Source organism: Cellulosimicrobium sp. 72-3 (assembly GCF_013127315.1).
Taxonomy (GTDB): domain Bacteria; phylum Actinomycetota; class Actinomycetes; order Actinomycetales; family Cellulomonadaceae; genus Cellulosimicrobium; species Cellulosimicrobium funkei.
Map to the genome: position 1 here is coordinate 653,510 of NZ_CP053419.1, position 18,957 is coordinate 672,466.

General features: G+C 75.0%; 17 protein-coding genes and 1 riboswitch. All 17 genes read left to right on the forward strand.

The features are described from left to right. The first annotated feature begins 16 nt into the window (after positions 1 to 16). The 17 genes from HKK73_RS02920 (at position 17) to HKK73_RS03000 (ending at position 18,914) form a co-directional block, all read left to right on the forward strand. Positions 17 to 1,414: an NtaA/DmoA family FMN-dependent monooxygenase gene (locus tag HKK73_RS02920; protein ID WP_171467404.1), complete on the forward strand. Its 1,398-nt coding sequence runs from the start codon at positions 17 to 19 to the stop codon at positions 1,412 to 1,414. Between the two features lie 59 nt (positions 1,415 to 1,473). After that, on the forward strand, positions 1,474 to 2,373 hold the full coding sequence (locus tag HKK73_RS02925) for a DUF1684 domain-containing protein (protein WP_085386609.1): 900 nt from the start codon (positions 1,474 to 1,476) through the stop codon (positions 2,371 to 2,373). Further along, entirely contained in the window at positions 2,370 to 2,966 is a 597-nt protein-coding gene (locus HKK73_RS02930) for a GNAT family N-acetyltransferase (RefSeq protein ID WP_253705764.1), read from the forward strand. The genes HKK73_RS02925 and HKK73_RS02930 overlap by 4 nt, the downstream gene beginning before the upstream one ends. Then, on the forward strand, positions 2,963 to 4,054 hold the full coding sequence (locus HKK73_RS02935; protein ID WP_076403581.1) for an amino acid ABC transporter permease: 1,092 nt from the start codon (positions 2,963 to 2,965) through the stop codon (positions 4,052 to 4,054). Before HKK73_RS02930 ends, HKK73_RS02935 begins: the two co-directional genes overlap by 4 nt. Further along, entirely contained in the window at positions 4,051 to 4,830 is a 780-nt protein-coding gene (locus tag HKK73_RS02940; RefSeq protein ID WP_021482208.1) for an amino acid ABC transporter ATP-binding protein, read from the forward strand. The genes HKK73_RS02935 and HKK73_RS02940 overlap by 4 nt, the downstream gene beginning before the upstream one ends. Positions 4,831 to 4,947: 117 nt before the next feature. Next, entirely contained in the window at positions 4,948 to 5,982 is a 1,035-nt protein-coding gene (locus HKK73_RS02945; protein ID WP_171467405.1) for an ABC transporter substrate-binding protein, read from the forward strand. Positions 5,983 to 5,989: 7 nt separating this feature from the next. Continuing rightward, positions 5,990 to 7,183, forward strand: a complete 1,194-nt coding sequence (locus HKK73_RS02950; protein WP_171467406.1) for an FAD-dependent oxidoreductase — start codon at positions 5,990 to 5,992, stop codon at positions 7,181 to 7,183. Next, entirely contained in the window at positions 7,180 to 8,121 is a 942-nt protein-coding gene (locus HKK73_RS02955; RefSeq protein WP_171467407.1) for an NADPH-dependent oxidoreductase, read from the forward strand. The genes HKK73_RS02950 and HKK73_RS02955 overlap by 4 nt, the downstream gene beginning before the upstream one ends. Before the next feature lie 59 nt (positions 8,122 to 8,180). Further along, entirely contained in the window at positions 8,181 to 9,446 is a 1,266-nt protein-coding gene (locus tag HKK73_RS02960; protein ID WP_171467408.1) for an LLM class flavin-dependent oxidoreductase, read from the forward strand. Positions 9,447 to 9,473: 27 nt separating this feature from the next. Next, entirely contained in the window at positions 9,474 to 9,878 is a 405-nt protein-coding gene (locus HKK73_RS02965; RefSeq protein ID WP_171467409.1) for a rhodanese-like domain-containing protein, read from the forward strand. An 84-nt stretch (positions 9,879 to 9,962) separates the two neighbouring features. Further along, positions 9,963 to 11,075 carry an LLM class flavin-dependent oxidoreductase gene (locus tag HKK73_RS02970; protein WP_171467410.1) on the forward strand — a complete coding sequence of 371 codons (1,113 nt, stop codon included), beginning with the start codon at positions 9,963 to 9,965 and terminating at the stop codon, positions 11,073 to 11,075. A 134-nt stretch (positions 11,076 to 11,209) separates the two neighbouring features. After that, positions 11,210 to 12,307, forward strand: coding sequence for an LLM class flavin-dependent oxidoreductase (locus tag HKK73_RS02975; RefSeq protein WP_171467411.1), 1,098 nt, complete (start codon positions 11,210 to 11,212; stop codon positions 12,305 to 12,307). A 220-nt stretch (positions 12,308 to 12,527) separates the two neighbouring features. Further along, complete coding sequence (locus HKK73_RS02980; protein ID WP_171467412.1) at positions 12,528 to 12,848, forward strand: contact-dependent growth inhibition system immunity protein; 321 nt, start codon at positions 12,528 to 12,530, stop codon at positions 12,846 to 12,848. Between the two features lie 366 nt (positions 12,849 to 13,214). Continuing rightward, positions 13,215 to 13,328, forward strand: a riboswitch (SAM riboswitch). 103 nt (positions 13,329 to 13,431) lie between these two features. Next, on the forward strand, positions 13,432 to 15,060 hold the full coding sequence (locus tag HKK73_RS02985) for an ABC transporter substrate-binding protein (protein WP_171467413.1): 1,629 nt from the start codon (positions 13,432 to 13,434) through the stop codon (positions 15,058 to 15,060). A gap of 70 nt (positions 15,061 to 15,130) precedes the next feature. Beyond that, on the forward strand, positions 15,131 to 16,084 hold the full coding sequence (locus HKK73_RS02990) for an ABC transporter permease (RefSeq protein WP_074805478.1): 954 nt from the start codon (positions 15,131 to 15,133) through the stop codon (positions 16,082 to 16,084). After that, a complete protein-coding gene (locus tag HKK73_RS02995) occupies positions 16,081 to 17,127 on the forward strand; it encodes an ABC transporter permease (protein WP_171467414.1) in 1,047 nt (348 codons plus the stop codon). The genes HKK73_RS02990 and HKK73_RS02995 overlap by 4 nt, the downstream gene beginning before the upstream one ends. Continuing rightward, entirely contained in the window at positions 17,124 to 18,914 is a 1,791-nt protein-coding gene (locus tag HKK73_RS03000) for an ABC transporter ATP-binding protein (protein ID WP_171467415.1), read from the forward strand. Before HKK73_RS02995 ends, HKK73_RS03000 begins: the two co-directional genes overlap by 4 nt. Positions 18,915 to 18,957 lie beyond the last annotated feature (43 nt).

Consider the following 18,957-nt stretch of genomic DNA (forward strand, 5'->3'; position numbering starts at 1 on the left):
CCCGGACGGACGCGACATGAGCACCCGACCCCGCAAGCAGATCCACCTCGGCGCCCACTTCCCGGGCGTCAACAACACCACCGTGTGGAGCGACCCCCGCTCGCGCAGCCAGATCGACTTCGCGTCGTTCGAGCACCTCGCGCGCCGTGCCGAGGACGCGAAGCTCGACTTCTTCTTCCTCGCCGAGGGCCTGCGCCTGCGCGAGCACAAGGGCCGCATCCACGACCTCGACGTCGTCGGCCGCCCCGACACGCTGCCCGTCCTCGCCGCGCTCGCCGCCGCCACGGAGCGGCTCGGCCTCGCGGGCACGATCAACACGACGTTCAACGAGCCGTGGGAGCTCGCGAAGCAGTTCGCGACCCTCGACCTGCTCTCCGAGGGCCGCGCGGCGTGGAACCTCGTGACGAGCCCCGACGCCTTCACGGGCGCCAACTTCCGCCGCGGCGGGTACCTGCCCTACCCCGAGCGGTACGCGCGGGCGGCCGAGGTCGTCGAGGTCGCGCGCGCCCTGTGGGACTCGTGGGACGACGACGCGGTGCTGGCCGACCGGATCGCGGGCGAGTTCCTGCGGCCCGGCGCGGTGCGGCCGGTCGCGCACCACGGGACGTACGCGGACGTCGTCGGGCTGTTCGAGACGCCGCGCGGGCCGCAGGGCCACCCCGTCCTGTTCCAGGCGGGCGACTCGGCCGACGGGCGCGACTTCGCCGCCGCGACGGCCGACGTCGTGTTCTCCGCGCACTCGACGTTCGACGCCGGGCGCGCGTTCTACGAGGACGTCAAGGGGCGGCTCGCGGCGCACGGGCGCGAGCGCGACTCCCTGAAGATCCTGCCCGCGACCGTCGTCGTGCTGGGCGACACGCCCGCCGAGGCGGAGGAGCGCGCCCGGGAGATCCGGCTCCAGCAGGTCTCGGGCCCGACGGCGATCGCGTTCCTCGAGCAGGTCTGGGGCCGCGACCTCGAGGCGTACGACCCCGAGGGCCCGCTGCCCGACGTCGACCCCGACACCGAGAACCTGTCGATCACGCGCGGCCGGGTGCGGCACGCGAAGGACCCGGCGGCGGTCGCCGCGGCGTGGCGCGAGCAGGCCGAGGCGAACGGGTGGTCGATCCGCGAGCTCGTCATCCAGGTGACGTCGCGCGGCGGGTTCGTCGGCACGCCGCAGCAGGTCGCGGACGACATCGACCGGCACGTCCAGGAGGACGCCTCCGACGGCTTCATCCTCGTGCCCCACCTCACGCCGGGCGGGCTCGACGACGTCTTCGACCAGGTCGTCCCGCTGCTCCAGGAGCGCGGCTCGTTCCGCACGGAGTACGCGGGCACGACCCTGCGCGAGCACCTCGGCCTCGCCCGCCCCGGCGCGACGCGAGGCGACGGCGAGCCCACGACGGCGCACCCCGCCGAGCTCGTCGGCTGACCGCCGCCGGCACCGCGGCGACCACCGCACCGACCACCCGCACCGACCTCGGAGGACCCATGAGCACGAGCACGCCGACCGCCACGGGCGCCGTGGCCACCGCACCCGCCGACCCCGTCGCGTCCGCGTCGCCCGACGCCGCCGCGTGGGCCGCCTGGCACGCCGAGCGCGAGGACGGGCTGCGCCCGCCGCATGGCTGGCTGAGCCTCGTCGCGTACCACGCGCTCCCGGCCGAGCCCGCCGCCCTCCCGGGGATCCCGGGGCTCTGGTGGGCCGACGCCGACGGCGCGCACCACCGCGCGGGCGAGGGCGGCGCCGTCCGGACGACGACGGGCAGCGTCGTCGGGACCGTCGTCGTCGCGGAGGGCGGGTCGACGCTCGCGGGCACGTTCCTCCCGGACGGCCGGGACGCGGGCGACCCGGCGGACGGCGGCGAGACGCGCGAGGTCGCGGTGGAGGTCGTGCACCGCACGGGCCGCTACGCCGTCCGCGTGCGCGACCCGCTCGCCCCGGCCCGGACGGCGTTCGACGGCGTCCCGACGTTCCCCTACGACGCCGCCTGGGTCGTCGACGCGCCGGTGCGCTGGTACGACGCGCCGCGGCCCGTCGTCGTCGGCGCGGCCCGGCCCGGCCTCGTGCACCACGTGCGCACGGTCGGCGAGGTCGACCTCGTCGTCGAGCGCGACGGCGCCCGGCGCGGCGCGACGCTCGCCCTCACCGGCGCGCCGGGCGGTGCGGTGACGCTGCTCTTCAGCGACGAGGCGGACGGCGTCGCCCCCTGGCGGGTCCTGCGCGTGGACGCCGACGCGGTGCCCGGCACCGAGGGGAGCGTGCGCCTCGACCTCAACCGGGCCGTCAACCTGCCGTACGCGTTCAGCGACTTCGGCACGTGCCCGGCGCCGGTCGAGGGCAACCACGTGCCGTTCGCCGTCACCGCGGGTGAGAGGGCACCCCGGTGACCGCGGTCGCCGCGCGTCCCGCCACGGTGAGCGGGGCGCGCGAGGTCCGGTCCGTCGCGATGCACGACCCGCTCGTGCGGCCGCTCCTCGACGAGCTCTCCCACGAGTACTGGACGCGGTACCAGCGCGTGCTCACCGCCGAGGAGCTCCGCGCCGAGATGGAGCACTACCCCGCGCAGGACTTCGCGCCGCCGCACGGCGAGCTCGTGCTGGTGCTGGAGGACGGCGAGCCCGTCGCGGGCGGCGCGTTCCGCCGTCGGAGCGAGCCGGAGCTCGGCGACCCGGCGCGCCTCGCCCGGCCGGCCGCGCGCCGCGCCGACGGGACGCCCGCGGTGCGCACCGCCGAGCTCAAGCGGATCTGGACGCACTCGGCGCACCGGCGCCGCGGGCTGGCGCGCCTCGTGCTCGCCGAGCTCGAGCGCCGGGCCGTCGAGCGCGGCTACCGGCGCGTGTACCTCACGACGGGCCCGCGCCAGCCCGAGGCCGCCGGCCTGTACCTCGCGACGGGCTACACGCCCCTGTTCGACACCGGGACCGATCCCGAGGAGATCGGCCCGCTCGCCTTCGAGAAGTGGTTGGAGGTCGCGCCATGAGCACCGTGTCGCTCCCGCAGGACGAGTCCCGGCAGCTCGCGCCGCCGTCGGGCCGGCATCCCGCCGACCCGCGCGGCGGTGTCGAGGACGCGCTGCCGCTCGAGAGCCTGCGCATCGTCCCCGCCCGGCACCCGGGCCGCTGGGTCGCGACGGCCGGCGTGGCCGTGCTGCTCGCCATGGTCGTCAGCTCGCTCGTGACGAACGACCGCTGGGAGTGGGGCGTCGTCGCGCAGTACCTCACCTGGCCCTCGATCCTCGAGGGCGCGTGGGCGACGATCCGGCTCACGCTCGTCGCGTCGGTCGTCGGGTTCGCGCTCGGCACCGTGCTCGCGCTCATGCGGCTGTCGCGCTCGCCGCTCCTGCAGTCGGTCTCGTGGACGTACACGTGGGTGTTCCGGTCCGTGCCGCTGCTGCTGCAGCTGCTGCTCTGGTACAACCTCGCCTACCTGTACCCGTACCTGAGCGTCGGCATCCCCTTCGGGCCGGAGTTCCTGTACTTCGACACGCTGTCCGTGATCGACAAGTTCTGGGCCGCGATCCTCGGGCTCGGGCTCTCGCAGGCCGCGTACTCGGCCGAGATCGTGCGGGCCGGGATCCTCTCGGTCGACCAGGGGCAGCAGGAGGCCGCCGCGTCGCTCGGCATCCCCAAGCGCCGCCAGGTGAGCCGCATCATCCTGCCGCAGGCGATGCGCTCCATCATCCCGACGGCCGTCAACGAGGTGATCGGGCTGCTCAAGGGCACGTCGATCGTCTACGTGCTGGCGTACGGCGAGCTGTTCTACATCGTCAGCGTCATCTACGGCCGCAACGGCCGCGTCGTGCCGCTGCTCATCGTCGCGTCGATCTGGTACCTCGTGCTGACGACGCTCATCACGGTCGTCCAGTACTACGTCGAGCGGCACTACGCGAAGGGCGCGGTGCGCACGCTGCCCCCGACCCCGCTCCAGAAGGCGCGGTGGACCGTGCTCGTCTGGGCGTCGCGGCTCTCCGGCCGCCCCGTGCCCGACGCCGTCCCGCCCGCGTACGCGGCCCGCGCCCGGGTGGGCGTGCTGACCCGCACCGCGCGCACGTCGGGAGGTGCGGCATGAGCGCCGACGTCGCGACCGCCGGGCTCGTCGAGATCCACGGCGTCCACAAGAGCTTCGGCACCCTCGAGGTGCTGCGCGACGTGTCGCTCACCGTGCCGCCCGGGTCCGTGACGGTCGTGCTCGGCCCGTCCGGCTCCGGGAAGTCGACGCTGCTGCGCGCGATCAACCACCTGGAGAAGGTCGACAAGGGGTTCATCTCGCTCGACGGCGAGCTCATCGGGTACCGCCGCAAGGGCAGCACCCTGCGCGAGCTCAAGGAGCGCGAGATCCTCGGCCAGCGCACCCAGATCGGGTTCGTTTTCCAGAGCTTCAACCTCTTCCCGCACCTCACCGCGCTCGAGAACGTCGTCGAGGCGCCGGTATCCGCGCAGCGTCGGCGCCGCGAGGACGTCGAGCCCGAGGCCCGCGCGCTGCTGGAACGCGTCGGGCTCGCGGACAAGGCCGACGCGCGACCCCGCCAGCTCTCCGGCGGGCAGCAGCAGCGCGTCGCCATCGCCCGTGCGCTCGCGCTGCGGCCCAAGGTGCTCCTGTTCGACGAGCCCACCTCGGCGCTCGACCCCGAGCTCGTCGGGGAGGTGCTCGAGGTCATCAAGGACGTCGCGAGCACCGGCACGACGCTCGTCGTCGTGACGCACGAGATCGGCTTCGCCCGCGAGGTCGCCGACACCGTCGTGTTCATGGACGACGGCGTCGTGGTGGAGCAGGGCACGCCCGCCGAGGTGCTCGACCACCCGCGCCACGACCGCACCCGGGCCTTCCTCCAGAAAGTCCTCTGAAACCCACCCGACGTCCACCGACGCCCGCCGTCGTGACCCGCGACCGGCCGCCCGGCCGTCCCGCACACCCGCACTCCCTGCGTCACCCCGACGCACCACCCGAGAGGTAGGACTCACGTGACCGCAACGACCACCCGCGCCCGCGCCCCCCGCGCGCTCGCCGCCCTCGCCGTCGTGCCCCTGCTGGCGCTCGCGGCCTGCTCCGGGGTGAGCACCGACGCCCCGGCCGCCGCGGACGAGGGCGCGGCGTCCTCCGACGGCACGACGGAGAGCACGACGTCCGTCTCGGACGCCCTCGACGTGAGCACGAGCCCCGACCAGGACCGCATCCGCACGACCGAGTCGGCCGAGGCCGTCGCGCTCCTCCCGGACGCCTGGAAGGACAAGGACGAGCTCGTCGTCGCGATCTCCGCGGGCGCGGCGCCGCCGCTCGGCTTCCTCGCCGACGACGACGAGACCCCCATCGGCAACGAGACCGACATCGCGCAGCTCGTCGCCGACGCGCTCGGCAAGGACCTGCGCCTCGAGGTCAAGGCCTGGGCCGACTGGCCGCTCGCGCTCGGCTCGGGCGACGTCGACGCCGTGATCTCCAACGTCACGGTGACCGAGGAGCGCAAGGAGACCATCGACTTCTCCACGTACCGCAACGACGAGCTCGGCTGGCTCGTGGGCGCCGACTCCGACATCACGTCGATCACGAAGCGCGAGGACATCGCGGGCAAGGTCGTCGCCGTCGGCTCCGGGACGAACCAGGAGAAGATCGTGCTCGAGTGGGACCGCCTCAACCAGGAGGACGGCCTCGAGCCCGTCCAGGGCCCCGAGTACTACGAGCAGTTCTCGGACGTCCTGCTCGCGCTCCAGTCCGGGCGCATCGAGACGTACGTCGGCCCCAACGCGTCGCTCGCGTACCAGGCGGCGATCTCCCCGCAGGACTTCAAGGTCGTGGGCACGCTCAACGGCGGCTGGCCCGACACGGCGCAGATCGCCGTCGCCACCAAGAAGGGCAACGAGGCGGCCCCGGCCATCACGGCCGCGATCAACCACGCCATCGAGGACGGCACGTACCTCGAGGTGCTCCAGCGGTGGGGCCTGGAGTCCGAGGCCGTCGAGGAGTCGCAGACCAACCCGCCCGGCCTGCCGAAGACGGAGTGACCCGCGCATGACCACCAGCACCCAGCACGTCGACCACCTCGTGGTCGGGGGCGGCGTCATGGGCTCGGCCGCGGCGTGGCAGCTCGCGCGGCGCGGGCGCGACGTCGTGCTGCTCGAGCGCTTCGCGCCCGGGCACGCGCACGGCGCCTCGCACGGAACGTCGCGCATCTACCGCACGACGTACGCCGAGCCCGAGTACCTCGACCTCGCGCAGGAGGCGCTCCGCCTGTGGCGCGAGGTCGAGGACGAGACCGGGACCGAGCTCCTCGACGTGACCGGCGGCGTGAGCCACGGGCGTCGCGACGGCGCGGCCGAGCGCCGCTCCGAGGCGATCGGCGCCGCGTTCGCGGCCCGGGGGATCGAGCACGAGTGGCTCGACCCCGCGGCCGCGGCCGAGCGCTGGCCGGGGCTGCGGTTCGAGGGGCGGGTGCTGCACGAGGTCGCGACGGCCGGCCGGCTCCACGCCGACCGCGCCGTCGCGGCCCTCCAGGGGGCGGCGGCCGCCCGGGGTGCCGACGTGCGGCACGAGGTCGCCGTCCGGCACGTCGAGCGCGTTCCCGGGGGCGTGCGCGTCGTCACCGACGGCGCCGACGTCGTCGCGCGGGTCGTCGTCGTGACCGTCGGGGCGTGGAGCGCGGGTCTGCTGGGTTCCCCGGCGGGCGGCCTGCTCGGCCATGAGCTCCCGCTCGTCGTCACGCAGGAGCAGCCCGCCCACTTCGCGCTCGCCCCCGGCGCGTCGCCCGCGGGGTGGCCCGCGTTCACGCACGACGTCGGTCCCGGCACCGCGTGGCCGAGCGGCGTCTACGGGCTCGCGACCCCGGGCGAGGGCGTCAAGGTCGGCTTCCACGGCGTCGGCCCCGTCGTCGACCCCGACCGGCGCTCGTACCGGCCGGAGCCGGGTCAGCTCGCCGCGCTGCGCGACTACGTGCGCACCTGGCTGCCCGGCCTCGACCCCGACGCCTACGTCCCCGTGAGCTGCACCTACACCACGACGCCCGACCAAGACTTCGTGCTCGACCGCCGCGGTCCGGTCGTCGTCGGCGCCGGGTTCTCCGGCCACGGCTTCAAGTTCGCCCCGGCCGTCGCGCGCGTGCTCGCCGACCTCGCGACCGCCCCCGGCGCCCTGCCCGACGGCGGCACCGCCGCCGAGCGGTTCGCGCTCGCCCGCCTCGCCGCACTCCCCGAGAGGACCGCCTCATGACGATCGCTCCCGCACCCGCCGCTGGGGACGCTGCGGCTCCGGCCGCGGACCCCGGGACGCTCCCCGCGCCGTCCCGCGACACCGGCGGGGCCCGTGCCGCGCTCGCGGCGCGGTACGGCGTCGACCCCGCCGCGGTCGAGGACGTCGCGCCCGGCGCGCCCGCGGGCCTGGCACCCGCCGCGGACCGTCCCGGCACCGTCCTCGCGACGCAGCTGGGCCACCGGACGGTGCGCCGCTACCGCACCGACCCGCTGGCCCACCACGTCGTGCCGACGCTCGTCGCCGCCGCGCAGTCCGCCCCGACGTCGTCGAACCTCCAGCTCTGGAGCGTCGTCGCCGTCACCGACCCCGTGCGCAAGGCGCGGCTCGCGGCGCTCGCGGGCGACCAGGAGCACGTGCGCACCGCGCCGCTGCTGCTCGTCTGGCTCGCCGACGTCGCACGGGCCCGCGCCCTCGGCGAGCGCGAGGGCGTCCGTCTCGAGGCGACCGACTACCTCGAGACGACGGTCGTCGCGTTCCTCGACGCCGCGCTCGCCGCGCAGAACGCCGTCGTGGCGGCGGAGTCGCTCGGTCTCGGCACCGTGTACATCGGCGCGCTGCGCAACCACCCCGCCCAGGTCGCGGCCGAGCTCGGCCTGCCCGAGGGCGTCGTCGCGGTCGTGGGGCTCGTCGTCGGGCACCCCGACCCCGCGGGCGGGGAACGGGTCAAGCCGCGGCTGCCGCAGGCCGCCGTCCTGCACGCCGAGCGCTACCGCGCCGCCGGCCAGGAGCAGCACGTCGCGGCGTACGAGGAGCGCATCGCGCCCTTCTACCGCGAGGAGGGGCTCGACGGCGGCTGGCGCGACCGCGTCGTCGACCGCCTGCGTGTCCCCGGCGCCCTGCGCGGGCGCGCCCACCTGCGCACCACGCTCGCCGCGCTCGGGTTCCCGTCCAAGTAGCCCGGCGGGCCCCACGCGACCGCGTCGCCCCGAGCCACCGCACCCCACCAGAGGAAGCCATGTCCCACCAGCACCCGCACCCGACCGCCACCCCCGGCGGGCCGCGACCGGCGTCCGGCCGCGTCCCGCTGTCCGTGCTCGACCTCGCGATCGTCCCCGAGGGGGCGACGGGCCAGGACGCGGTGCGCCGCGCCGTCGGGCTCGCGCGCGACCTCGACCGGCTCGGCTACCACCGCGTCTGGTACGCCGAGCACCACCTGTCGCCCGGCGTCGGCTCCGCGTCGCCCGCCGTGCTCGCCGCCGCCGTCGCGGCCCGGACCGAGCGCATCCGCGTCGGCAGCGGTGCCGTGCTGCTCAGCACGACGAGCCCGCTCGTCGCCGCCGAGCAGTTCGGGACGATCGCCGCGCTCCACCCGGGCCGCGTCGACCTCGGGCTCGGCCGGGCGTTCACGCCGCCGACGGGGGAGAAGGGGGCCGGGGCGCCGCCGCGGCGGGCCCGGCCGGCCACCGGGCCGCGCGTCGTCGACGGGCTGTACGTGCCCGGCGCGCCGCCGGCGGACGTCAACGACTCCGTGCTGCGCGAGCGGATCCTCGCGCAGAAGCGGATCGTCGGGGCGTCGCGCACCCCGGCGAGCTTCCGCGACGAGCTCGAGCTCGTGCTCGGGCTGCGCGCGGGGAGCTACCGCGACGAGCGCGGGACGCCGTACGTGAGCCCGCCCGTCGAGGGCGCCGACTGGGACCTGTGGGTCCTCGCGTCGAGCGCGGGCGAGAGCGCGCGCGTCGCGGGCGAGCTCGGGCTGCCGCTCGCCGCGAACTACCACGTGGCGCCGTCGGCGACGCTCGACACCGTCGCCGCGTACCGCGAGGCGTTCCGGCCGGGCGTGCTCGACGAGCCCTACGTCGTCGTGTCCGCCGACGTGCTCGTCGCCGACACCGTCGAGCGGGCCCGCGAGCTCGCGACGCCGTTCGCGGACTGGGTGCTCTCCATCCGCAGCGGCGCCGACGGCGCGATCGCCTACCCGGAGCCGGGCACGTCGCCCGCGTGGGAGGAGCGCCCGGAGGCGGAGCGCGCGCTCGTCGCCGACCGCGTCGACACGCGCATCGTCGGCGACCCCGAGACCGTCGTGCGGCGGCTCGAGACCCTGCGCCGCGCGACCGGCGCGGACGAGCTGCTCGTCACCACCGCGACCCACGACGCCGACGACGCCCGACGCTCGTTCGCGCTGCTCGCCGAGCACTGGTTCGCGGGCGCCCCGAGCGGCGGCGACACCACGACCACGACCGCTACGCCCGCCGTCGCACCCGCGCTCGCCACCACCCGCTGACGCCACCACCCCGCGAAGGAGACACCCATGACCACGACCCCGCCCCTGCGGGCCGCGACCGACGCCGCCGCCCAGGTCGCCGACGGCGCGCTGCTGATCGACGTGCGCTCGGCCGGCGGTCGCGCCGCGCACGGCGAGATCCCCGGCGCCACGCTCGCCGACCGCGACGACCTCGACGCGCTGTTCGGCCCCGCCGACGCCCCGGTGATCTCGCTCGACACGCCCGTCGTCGTCGTGTGCGGGTCGCCGAACGGCTCCGGGCCGGTGGCCGAGGCGCTCGCGCGGCGCGGGTACACGCACGTGTCCCACGTCGACGGCGGCTTCCCCGCGTGGAAGGAGGCCGGCCTCCCGGCGTCCGACCCGGTCGGGGCGGCCCCGGAGCCCGCCGCGCCCGCGGCGCCGCCGGACCCGACGGCGCCCGCCCGGCCCTGAGCCGGCGGCCGGACCGTGCCCTGCACGTCCGGCCCCCGCACCACCGCACGACGCACCACCCGCACTGACACCACGGAGACCCTCATGCCCGTCGAGTTCCTCGGCATCGCCACGATCAACGACGCCTCGGAGACCACCGAGCGCACGACCGCCGCGTTCGACCCCGCCTACCTCGAGCGCCTCGTGCGCGCGCACGAGGACAACGGCTGGACGCGCGTCCTCTTCGCGTACGGCTCCTCCGGCCCCGAGCCCGCCGCGCTCGCCGCCCACACCGCCGCGCGCCTGCAGTCGATCGAGCTGCTCCTCGCGCACCGGCCCAACGTGTCCTACCCGACGTACGCCGCCAAGACGTTCGCGACGCTCGACCAGCTCTCCGGCGGGCGGCTCTCCGTCCACTTCATCACCGGCGGCAACGACCACGAGCAGGGGCGCGAGGGCGACACGCTGACGAAGGACGAGCGGTACGCGCGCACCCACGAGTACATCCGGATTGTCAAGCAGGCCTGGTCGAGCGCCGAGCCGTTCGACCACCACGGGCCGTTCTACGACTTCGACGACTTCGTGCTCGACGCCAAGCCGTTCGAGGGCCGCACCCCGACCATCTCGTTCGGCGGGTCGTCCGACGCCGCGTTCCGCGTGGGCGCGGCCGAGGCCGACATCTACGCCGTCTGGGGCGAGCCGCTCGACCGCACCGCCGAGCAGATCGCGCGCGTGCACGCGGAGGCCGCCGCTGCGGGTCGTGCGACGCCGCCCCGCATCCACGCCGCGTTCCGGCCGATCGTCGCGCCGACCGAGGAGCTCGCCTGGGAGAAGGCGCACCGCATCCTCGACCGGATCGAGGCGCGCAAGGCCGCCGCCGGGGGACAGCTGAGCCGTCGGCACCCGATCGACAAGCCCGAGAACGCGGGCTCGCAGCGGCTGCTCGAGATCGCCGCCCAGGGCGAGCGCTTCGACACCGCGCTGTGGACCGCGACCGCGAAGGCCACCGGCGGCGCCGGCAACTCCAACGCGCTCGTCGGCACGCCCGAGCAGGTCGCCGAGGCGCTGCTCGCGTACTACGACCTCGGCGTCCGGGTGATCTCGGCCCGCGGCTACGACCTGCTGGACGACGCGGTCGACTTCGGTCGCTACGTCATCCCGCTCGTCCGCGAGGAGGTCGCGAAGCGCGACGCCGCCGCCGAGGCCGCCGCAGCCTGAGAGATGGGCAACCCCGCCCCGCTTCGGCAGCTCCGGTCGGGTTCGGCACCTGCGCGTGCCGATCACGGCCGGAGCTGCCGAACGCGCCGGTACCGGCCCCCCGAACGACGACACCGACAGCAAGGAGCAGGACCGTGCGGTTCCAGGTACTCGACATCGTGTTCAACCCGCCCCACCCCGTGACCGGGGAGGCGGTCGCGCCGTCCGACCGGTTGAACCGGGTCGTGGACACGGCGGTGCTGGCGGAGGAGCTCGGGTTCGACTCGTTCGCGGTGGGGGAGCGGCACGCGGGAGAGGTGCTGTCGTCGGCGCCGACGGTGCTCCTCGGCGCGGTCGCCGCGCGGACCTCGCGCATCCTGCTGAGCACGGGCGTCACGGTGCTGTCGCTGCTCGACCCGATCCGCGTCGCCGAGGACCTCGCGACGGTCGACCAGCTGAGCCGCGGGCGGCTGGAGATCGTCATCGGCAAGGGCAACGAGGTGCTGCAGTACCCGCTGCTCGGGCTGGACCTCGACAAGCAGTACGAGTACCTCCAGGAGAACTACCAGCTGCTGCGCCTGCTGCTGTCGGAGGAGGACGTCAGCTGGAGCGGGCGGCACCGCCACGCGCTGGAGCACGCGACGACGCTGCCGCGGCCGTTCGCCGGGCCGTTCCGGATCTGGCACGGGTCGGCGACGTCGCGCTTCGCGGTCGACCTCGCGGCCCGGTACGGGGACCCGATCGTCAGCGCCAACGCGCTGCAGCCGCGCGAGAACTACCAGGTGCTCATCGACCGCTACCGCGAGCAGTACGCGGCGCACGGGCACGACCCGGCGTACGGGTTCGTCGGGTCGGGCTCGGGCGGGCTGTTCCTCGCCGACACGACGGAGGAGGCGATCGAGCAGTACCGCCCGATCTACGAGGGCCAGGTCGCGGCGGCGGCGCGCCGGGGGTACGGGCCGGACGCCGTCGGGAAGGCACCGAGCTTCCGGACGGTCGAGGACGCCGTCGAGCGCGGGCCCGCGCTCGTGGGGTCGCCGGAGCGCGTGGCGGAGAAGATCCTCGACTACCACGCCTCGTACCGGCACGACCTGCAGTCCGTCTCGGTGAACCACCTGATCCCCGCGGCGCAGCAGGAGGACGTGCTGCGCCGGTTCGCGGAGGAGGTCGTGCCCGTCGTGCAGGCCGAGGTGAAGACGGACCTGTGGAGCCCGGCCGACGCCCGCCGCGCGGCGGGGTTCACGGCGGCCTGACGAGGCATCCTCGACGCCACGGCCGGTTCGCTCTTCCTCGAGCTGGGCGGCGCGGATGATGGAGGAGGCTGCGCTGCGGGCCCGGCGGCAGGCTGAGAACACCCCTGCTGAAGAGGCCGACGGTGTAGCGTCGCGTCCCGGGCGCAGCTCCGGTCTCGACGCAGGCTCTCGCACTCACGCCGCCCTTCCTTGACGCGACGACCCCTCCGCGAGGTGCGCCATGACGACCCACTACTCGCTCGACGCGTTCTTCGGCTCGTTCTTCCACCAGGACTGGGAAGAGGACTACGGGAGTCCCGCAGGTGCTCTGGCGCGTTTCCTGGACCTGGTCGGCCCCAGCAGGTACGACGGACTCGTCGACGAGATCGACAGCACCCTGGACCGCTACCGTTCCGACGAGCAGGTCGTCGAGTGGATCAACGGCCGGCTTCATGCCGAGCTCTATCGCGAGGCCGTGGGAATGCCGCTGCGCGACTGGCTCCTCGTGGTCCGGGGAGAAGTGACGGCGAGAATCACCGCATCAGATCTTGACGGTCCCTGAGGAGTTTCGCTCTCTCGGTCTCTCGCGTGCCGGCTACGGTCGGCGGGCCTGATCGCGACGGCTCCGGTGGCGCGTCGTGCTCGGCGTGCCGGCGCACGTCCGGGCGTCGACGACGTCGCTGTCGACGCCCGTGGCGCGCGCTTCGCTGTCGGTGGCGTCGCGGCGGTCCGTGCTGCCGCAGGTCGGGCGCCCGTCCGAGCGCGCCCGGTCCGTGGCGCCACCCCACCTCCCGAGTCGCCCTTCCCGGCGCGGTGACACGCGAGACGGCCGCGACTCGCGTCGTCTCGGCGGAAACAACCGTCCGCCTGGCGGGACGGCCGTCTCGATACTTGACTCAACCAGTCGAGATTGTCTTTCCTGCTCCCAGGTGACGAGCGTCAGCACGCAGGCCCGGCTCGCTGACCAGCAACCCTTCGACGTGACGGGGTGCTCCGGGAACGACCTGACCGCGCCGCTCCCGCGGCGCGGTAAGCACGGCACCCCGGTGGGTTCCCCGCCGCGCCGGCCCTGGGCCCGGCGCGGACGACCACCGGCGCCGGACGACCGCCGGTCCGCAGCCGGCACACGAGGAGAGCAGCACGACATGATCCCCACACCTCACCGACGCCGGTCCCTGACCGTCGCCGCGGCGGCCGCCGCGACGGGCCTCCTGCTCAGCGCGTGCGCGGGCGGCGGCTCCGGTGCGTCCGACGGCGACGGGTCGCCCAGCCCGTCCGGCGAGCCCGTGGCGGGCGGCGACCTGACGTTCGCCCTCACGGTCGACTCGCACTGCATCGACCCGCAGCAGGTCGGCAACAACGACGCCATCGCGGCGGCCCGCCAGACCGTCGCGTCGCTCACGGCGCAGGACCCGGAGTCGGGCGAGATCCTGCCGTGGCTCGCGGAGAGCTGGGAGGTGAACGACGACGCGTCGAGCTACACGTTCCACCTGCGCGACGACGCGACGTACGCCGACGGCACGCCGATCGACGCCGAGTCGGTGAAGACGAACTTCGACGCGATCGTCGCGCTCGGCGCGACGGCGTCGCTCGGGTCGCAGTACCTCGTCGGCTACGAGGGCACGACCGTCACCGACCCGCAGACCCTCACGGTGGACTTCGCGGAGCCGAGCGCGCAGTTCCTCCAGGCGACGTCGACGTTCTCGCTCGGCCTCCTCGCCCCGTCCTCGGCCGACCTGAGCGTCGAGGACCGCTGCGCCGGGAAGTTCGTCGGCTCCGGCCCGTTCTCCGTGAAGTCGTACACGCAGGACCAGGAGATCGTGCTCGAGAAGGTCGCGGGCTACGCGTGGGGCTCGGAGGCGAGCGACCACCAGGGCGAGGCCTACCTCGACACGGTGACGTTCAAGGTCATCCCCGAGGCGAGCGTGCGCAGCGGCAGCCTGCAGTCCGGGCAGATCGACGCCACGGCCGCGATCTCGACCGTCGACCTCCCGCAGTTCGACGGGAACGGGTTCTGGCTCGAGTACCGCGCCAACCCCGGCGTCGTGTTCAACCTCTTCCCCAACGAGTCGAGCCCGCTCGCGGGCGACGAGGCCGTGCGGACGGCGATCCTCCAGGGCATCGACCGCGAGCAGATCGCGGACACCGTGCTCAGCGCGCAGGACGAGCCGGCCACGAGCGTCCTGTCGCACTCGACGCCGCTCTATGAGAGCGTCGCGGACGAGCTCGCCTACGACCCCGAGGGCGCGAAGAAGATCCTCGACGACGCGGGCTGGGTCGAGGGCGCCGACGGCGTGCGCGAGAAGGACGGCCAGAAGCTCTCCACGACCGTGACGTTCTGGCAGGTGCCGGAGCCGCTCGAGCTCGTCCAGCAGCAGCTCGCGCAGATCGGCGTGGACCTCCAGCTCCAGCACGTGACCGTCGCCGAGTCGCAGGCGATCAAGGAGAGCGGCGACTTCGACTTCGACTACTACAACCTCACGCGCTCCGACCCGGACGTGCTGCGCACGATCTTCTCCGCGAACGCGCGCAACATCAACCAGCGCGACGCGGAGGAGGTCGACGACCTGCTCGACGCGTCGGCCGCGGCGACCGACCCGACCGAGCGCCAGGAGCTCGTCACGGAGGCGTCGCGCCTGCTCGTGCAGAAGGGCCACGCGATCCCGGTCTACGAGCTCTCGACGACCATCGCGGCCGCCGACACGGTCCACAGCCTGACGTTCGAGGCGTCGTCGCGCCTCGACTTCTACGACGCCTGGGTCACCCAGGGCTGACCCGCCGGGCCCGCCTGCCCGACGCCGCGGCGTCGGGCAGGCGGGCATCCCCCACGGAAGGAGGCCGACCATGGGCCGGTACGTCCTGCGTCGCGCCGGGCAGGGCCTGTTCGTGCTCTGGGCGGCGTTCACCATCTCGTTCTTCGTCCTCTACCTGCTGCCCAGCGACCCGGCCGCGCTCATGGCGAGCGGCGGTGGCGAGGCGGACCAGGTGGACCCCGCGCTGCTCGACGCCCTGCGCGCCCAGTACGGCCTCGACCGGCCCGTGCTCGTGCAGTACGCCGACGCGCTGTGGCACGCGCTGCGGCTCGACTTCGGGACGTCGTACGCGTCCGGGGCGCCCGCGACGCAGCTCGTGCTCCAGGCGCTCCCGGAGACGCTCCGGCTCACGGCCGCGGCGCTCGTCCTCGCCGTCGTGGCGGGCGCCGGCATCGCGATCGCGAGCACGTTCCCGCGCGCGGCCTGGCTGCGCCACGCGCTCGCGTCGCTCCCTCCGCTCGGCGTCGCCCTGCCGCCGTTCTGGCTGGGCCTCCTCCTGCTGCAGTGGTTCTCCTTCCAGCTCCCGCTGTTCCCCGCGATCGGCAACCAGGGCGCGATCAGCCTCGTGCTGCCGGCGATCACGCTCGCCGTGCCGGCGAGCGCCGCGCTCGCCCAGGTGCTCGCGCGGAGCCTGCGCGGGACGCTCGGCGAGCCGTACGTGGAGACGGCGCGCGCCAAGGGCGCGAGCCGCGCGCGCGTGCACTTCGGCCACGCGCTGCGCAACGCCGCGATCCCCGCGCTGACCGTGCTGGGGGTCGTCGTGGGCGGGCTGCTCGGCGGCACGGTCGTCACCGAGACGGTGTTCTCGCGCGCGGGCCTGGGACGGCTCACGGTGACGTCGGTGGACGCGCAGGACATCCCCGTGGTGCAGGCGGTCGTCGTCCTCTCGGCGCTCGTGTTCGTGGTCGTCACGCTCGTGGTCGACCTGCTCTACCCCCTGCTCGACCCCCGGATCGACGCACGACAGAAGGCGGTGGCCGCATGAGCACCAGGCCGGGAGTGCGCATCGTGCTCCGGGACGAGGCCCGGGTCGCGGACCGTGCCGCGGTGGCGGACGTGCCGCCGTCGGGCGCGCTCGCCCCCGACGCCCCGCCCGCCGACGCGCCCGGGGGACGCACGCCCGCGGAGATCGAGGTCGAGGACCGCGAGGACGCGCGGGCGATCCTCCGGCACGGCCGCGTGCGGACCCGGGGCACGGCGGGCCGGTGGCGGCGCGGGGCGCGGTACGCCGTGCGGCGGCCCGGGCTGGTCGTCGCCGTGCTCGTCGTCCTGCTCGTCACGGCGTGGGCGGTCGTCCCGCAGCTCTTCACGGCGTACGACCCGCTGACGGGCGTGCCCGCGGACCGGCTGCAGCCGCCGTCGGGCGCGCACCTGTTCGGCACCGACCACCTGGGGCGGGACGTGTACGCGCGCGTCGTGCACGGCGCGTCGGCCTCGCTCGGCGCGACCGTGATCGCGGTCGCGGTCGGGCTCGTCGCCGGGTCGCTGCTCGGCCTGCTCGCGGGGTTCGTGCGCGGGTGGGTGGACGACGTCGTCGGCCGGTTCGTCGACGTGCTGCTCGCGATCCCCAGCATCCTGCTCTCGCTCGCGATCATCACGGCGCTCGGGTTCGGGACGGTCAAGGTCGCGATCGCCGTCGGCATCACGAGCGTCGCCACGTTCGCGCGCGTCATGCGGGCCGAGGTCCTGCGCACCTCGACGTCGGTGTACGTCGAGGCGGCCCGCGCGTCGGGGGTGCGCTGGTACGGCGTGCTGGGGCGCCACGTGCTGCCCAACTCGACGGGACCGGTGCTCGCGCTCGTCGCGCTCGAGCTCGGCACGGCCGTGCTCGCCATCTCGGCCCTGAGCTTCCTCGGCTACGGGACGCCGCCGCCCGCGCCGGAGTGGGGGTCGCTCGTCTCGGGCGGGCGCGACTACCTGGCCACCGCGTGGTGGCTCACGACGATGCCGGGCCTCGTGATCGTCGCCGTCGTGCTGTCGGCGAACCGCATCGCGCGGGCCCTGGAACGGACCGGAGGGGACGCATGACCGCCACGACGCCGACCACCCAGGAGCGTCCCGGCCCGACGTCGGGCGAGGCGCCCGCGCTCGAGATCCGCGGCCTGGAGGTCGCCTACCGCACGCGCGACGGCGGCTCGTACGCCGCCGTCCGCGGCGTCGACCTCACGGTCGGGGCGGGCGAGGTCGTCGCGCTCGTGGGCGAGTCCGGGTCGGGCAAGAGCACGACGGCGCACGCGGCCCTGCACCTGCTCGCGCGCGGGGGCGAGGTGACGGCAGGGACCATCCGCCTCGGCGGCCGCGACGTCGGACGGCTCTCCGAGAAGGAGTGGCAGCAGGTGCGGGGCCGCGACGTCGGCCTCGTGCCGCAGGACCCGACGGTCTCGCTCAACCCCGTCACGCGCGTGGGCGACCAGGTCGCGGAGGTGCTCGTCATCCACGGGCTCGCGCGGCGCAAGGAGGCGCGCGAGCGTGCGGTCGAGCTGCTGCGCCAGGCCGGGATCGACGACCCGGAGGCCCGCGCGCGGCAGTACCCGTCGCAGCTCTCCGGCGGGATGCGCCAGCGCGTGCTCATCGCGATCGCCGTCGCGGCCCGGCCGCGCCTCGTCGTCGCGGACGAGCCCACGAGCGCGCTCGACGTGACGGTCCAGCGCCGCATCCTCGACCACCTCGACGGACTCGTGCGCGACCTCGGCACCGCCGTCCTGCTCATCACGCACGACCTCGGCGTCGCGGCGGACCGCGCCGACCGCATCGTCGTCCTGGAGCACGGGGTCGTCGTCGAGGAGGGCACGGCCGACCAGGTGCTGCACGACCCCCGCCACCCGTACACCCAGCAGCTCATCGCGGCGGCGCCGAGCCTCGCGAGCTCGCGCCTCGTCGCAGGCGGCACCCCGGAGACGGCGCCGAACGACGGCGTCGTCCCGCGCGCCGACGCGAGCCGCGCCGCGGTCGCGAGCCGCGCCGTCGACCAGGGGATCGCGGTGCCCGACGCCGCCGGCCCGGACACCGCGAGCGCGCCCGTCCTCGCGGTGCGGGACCTGCGCAAGGAGTTCACGCTGCCGCGCGGGTCGGCGCACCGGACGCTCGTCGCGGTGGACGGCGTGAGCCTCGCGGTCGGGCGCGGCGAGACGTACGCGCTCGTGGGGGAGTCCGGCTCCGGCAAGAGCACGACGGCGCGCCTCGCTCTCCGGCTCGAGCGGCCCACCGCGGGCACGGTGGAGTTCGCCGGCGAGGACATCACGACGGCGCGCGGCGAGCGGCTGCGGTCGCTGCGCCGCGGCTTCCAGGTGGTCTACCAGTCCCCGTACGCGTCGCTCGACCCGCGGTTCACCGTCGAGCAGATCGTCACCGAGCCGCTCCGGGCGTACCGGGTCGGGTCGCCGTCCGAGCGGGCGGACCGGGCGCGTGCGCTCGTCGAGGACGTCGCGCTCCCGCCCGACGTGCTCCGCCGGGGACCGCGCGAGCTCTCGGGCGGGCAGCGCCAGCGCGTCGCCATCGCGCGGGCGCTCGCCCTGAACCCGGCGCTCGTCGTGCTCGACGAGCCCGTCTCGGCGCTCGACGTGTCCGTGCAGGCGCAGATCCTCGAGCTGCTCGTGCGTCTCCAGGCCGAGCACGGGCTCGCGTACCTGTTCATCTCGCACGACCTCGCCGTCGTGCGGCAGGTGTCCGACCACGTCGGCGTCATGCACCGCGGGCGCGTCGTCGAGCAGGGGGCGGCCGAGCAGATCCTGCTCGACCCGCAGGAGGAGTACACGCGTGAGCTCGTCGCGGCCATCCCCGGCCGCCGCGCGCGCCAGGGGCGCACGGCGAGGTAGAACGGCCCGTCGCGAGGTAGCACACGGCGTGCTCTACCTCGCG